General features: G+C 66.6%; 5 protein-coding genes. All 5 read right to left on the bottom strand.

Translation table 11 applies throughout. The features are described 5' to 3' along the window. Window positions 1-314, bottom strand: a 314-nt coding sequence (locus VF662_RS12260; protein WP_464141573.1) for a response regulator, incomplete at its 3' end; no start/stop codon positions are given. 83 nt (window positions 315-397) lie between these two features. Further along, on the bottom strand, window positions 398-946 hold the full coding sequence (locus tag VF662_RS12255; RefSeq protein ID WP_464141571.1) for a hypothetical protein: 549 nt from the start codon (window positions 944-946) through the stop codon (window positions 398-400). 120 nt (window positions 947-1,066) lie between these two features. After that, window positions 1,067-1,429 (bottom strand): HesB/IscA family protein, encoded by a 363-nt coding sequence (locus VF662_RS12250; RefSeq protein ID WP_464141568.1) that lies wholly within the window; start codon window positions 1,427-1,429, stop codon window positions 1,067-1,069. A gap of 111 nt (window positions 1,430-1,540) precedes the next feature. After that, window positions 1,541-1,996 (bottom strand): SUF system Fe-S cluster assembly protein, encoded by a 456-nt coding sequence (locus tag VF662_RS12245; RefSeq protein WP_464141566.1) that lies wholly within the window; start codon window positions 1,994-1,996, stop codon window positions 1,541-1,543. After that, on the bottom strand, window positions 1,993-2,656 hold a 664-nt coding region (locus VF662_RS12240; RefSeq protein ID WP_464141564.1), incomplete at its 5' end, for an aminotransferase class V-fold PLP-dependent enzyme. The genes VF662_RS12245 and VF662_RS12240, both read right to left, overlap by 4 nt.

Genomic DNA, 2,656 nt, shown 5'->3' with positions numbered 1-2,656 from the left:
TCGGGCAGCTCCCGCTCGTCCGCGCTGTAGAAGGCGGAGGTGACGAGGATGCTGATCTCCGGCCACCTCTTCTCCACCTGGCGGGCGAGATCGATCCCGGACATCCAGCCGGGCATCTTCACGTCGGTCACGAGCACCCGGACCTCGGGGTGAGCCTCCAGCAGGGCCAGCGCTTCGTCGGCGTCCGCGGCCTCGAGGACGGTGAGCCCCGCCTGCTCGAGCCGCTCGCAATTGTCGATGCGGACGAGCTCCTCGTCCTCGACCACGAGCACTGCCGGCTCGGCTTCGTTCACCCGATCGTCGTCACCCGCCATCGGCACCCCCTTGAGGAACGGGGAACCTAACCGAATCGGCGGTCAGCGCCAGAGGGTTTGAGCGACCGGACCGGAAGCACCGGTCAGAGCGGGACTCCGCCCGACGACGCGGCGACCGCTTCCGGAGCAGAACCGGTTCCGCCCCACATGCGCGACATGCATTGGGCGAGGCGGGTGATCGCCGAGCCGCCGCCGCTGAGGCGCGCGCCTTCGAGCTGCTTGCCGTTTTGCCCGACGTTGAGGCCGTCGGCGCCGGCCAACTCGTTGATGAACTTGGCGCCCTCCGCTTCGCCCGGAGCGACGGTGAAGAGCAGGCCGGGTCCGTCGGAATCGAGCTCCGTCCTGGCGACCGCGTCGAACTGCCAGGGGCTGCGGCCGTCGAGCTGGACGGCAACCTTGTGGCGGCTTCCCTCCTGGAGAGAGGACCAACCCTTGTTCTGCATCAGGAAGAGCAGGCTGTCCTGCCCCGGGCCCGCAAGCAGCGAGAGGACGGTGCCGTGCGGAAGGGTCGTGTGGGCGATGCAGCCCTGGGCGCTGCCGCTGACCGTCCATTCGCCGGAGGCGGGAGTCTGCGCCAAAGCGGCCGCCGGGAGAGCCGCGAGAGTGAGAAAGGCAAAGAGGGGCTTATGCATCTTGGCTCTCCAATCAGCCCGCCGCCCGTACCTTCTACCTGGAAGCTGAAACCCGCTCCTTTTGCTTTTGTTGCAGCCTTGCCGCTTCGGCCCGTCGCACGACGAAGCGATGTCCCGCGATCAGACGGTGAAGCTCTCGCCGCAGCCGCACGTGCCCTTGGCGTTCGGATTGTCGAACACGAAGCCGGCGGTGAAATCGTCTTCCTTCCAGTCCATCCGGCTGCCGATCAGATAGAGGACGCTCGGGCCGTCGATGTAGAAGACGCCGCCGGGCGTCTCGATCTTCTCGTCGAAGGGCTTCGCCTCGTGGACGTAATCGACGGAGTAAGCGAGGCCCGAGCAGCCGCGGCGGGGCGTCGAGAGCTTCACGCCCACCGTGCCCTCCGGTGCCTTCGACATCAGCTCGGCAATGCGCGCCTCGGCGGCCGGGGTCAGGCTCAAAGCCGCCGGACGGGTACGGATCTTGGTCGTGGTCTCAGTCATCTCTTTTCCTCCTCCCTCCCTGGAAGGGAGGGGCCGGGGGGTGGGTGCGAGCCTTGGCTCGCTCGCTCGCTACCCACCCCTTAATCCCCTCCCTTCCAGGGAGGGGAATGTCTAAAGCATTCCAAGTTCGAGCTTGGCCTCGTCGCTCATCTTCTGCGGGTCCCATGGTGGATCCCAGACGAGCTCGACCTCGGCATGGCCGATGCCCGGGACTGCGCCGACGCGGAGCTCGACCTCGCCCGGCATGGATTCGGCGACGGGGCAGTGCGGCGTGGTCAGGGTCATCTCGACCTTGGCGTGGTTCTCGGGGCTGATCTCGACCTTGTAGATGAGGCCGAGGTCGTAGATGTTAACCGGGATCTCGGGATCGTAAATCTCCTTGAGCGCCTCAATCACGGCCTCGTAGAGATCGCCCCCCGGTTCCACCGGCGCGGTTTCCTTCGGCTGCTGCGCGAGGAAGCCTTCCAGATAGTCACGCTTGCGCTCGAGCGTCTCAGACACGCGGGCGCGTGGTGGGCTGGCGACCTCCGTCACTTCCTCGGTCTCGATCTTGCGTTCCTCATTCATCCGAAGATTCTCGTCACTCGTTCGATGCCGCGCACCAGCGCCTCGACATCCTGCCTGCCGTTATAAACCCCGAAGCTCGCCCGTGCGGTCGCATCCACGCCGAGATGCTCCATGAGCGGCTGGGCGCAATGGTGGCCGGCCCGGATCGCGACCCTGCTCTCATCCAAGATGGTGCCGATATCGTGCGGATGCACGCCCTCGATCGCGAAACTGATGATGCCGGCCGAGTCCTCGGGGCCGAAGATGCGAACGCTGTTCAGCGAGGAGAGCGCGTCCCGCGCTTCACGCACCAGAGCCTCCTCATGCGCCGCGATGGCGTCGAGGCCGATGCCGTCGACATAGTCGATCGCCGCATGAAGCCCGAGGACGCCGACGACGTGGGGAGTGCCCGCTTCGAACCGCGCCGGCGGCGGCGCGAAGGTGGTTCCGGAGAAGGAGACCTTGTCGATCATCGCTCCGCCGCCGTGCATCGGCGGCATCGCATCGAGGAGGTCGCCCTTGCCCCAGAGCACGCCGATGCCGGTGGGGCCGTAGAGCTTATGGGCGGAGAAGACGTAGAAGTCGCAGCCGAGTTCCTGAACGTTCACCGGCAGCCGTGGCACAGCCTGACAGCCGTCGAGGAGCAGCAGAGCCCCCACGCGGTGCGCCAAATCGGCGGCG

The sequence above is a fragment of the Allosphingosinicella sp. genome (assembly GCF_036387215.1).
Lineage (GTDB): Bacteria > Pseudomonadota > Alphaproteobacteria > Sphingomonadales > Sphingomonadaceae > Allosphingosinicella.
Note: the sequence above shows the minus strand (reverse complement) of the source record. Positions and strands in the feature narration are given on the sequence as shown.

Coding starts and splice junctions, on each gene's coding strand:
- VF662_RS12255 (WP_464141571.1), bottom strand. CDS start 946: ATGCATAAGCCCCTCTTTGCCTTTCTCACTCTCGCGGCTCTCCCGGCG.
- VF662_RS12250 (WP_464141568.1), bottom strand. CDS start 1,429: ATGACTGAGACCACGACCAAGATCCGTACCCGTCCGGCGGCTTTGAGC.
- VF662_RS12245 (WP_464141566.1), bottom strand. CDS start 1,996: ATGAATGAGGAACGCAAGATCGAGACCGAGGAAGTGACGGAGGTCGCC.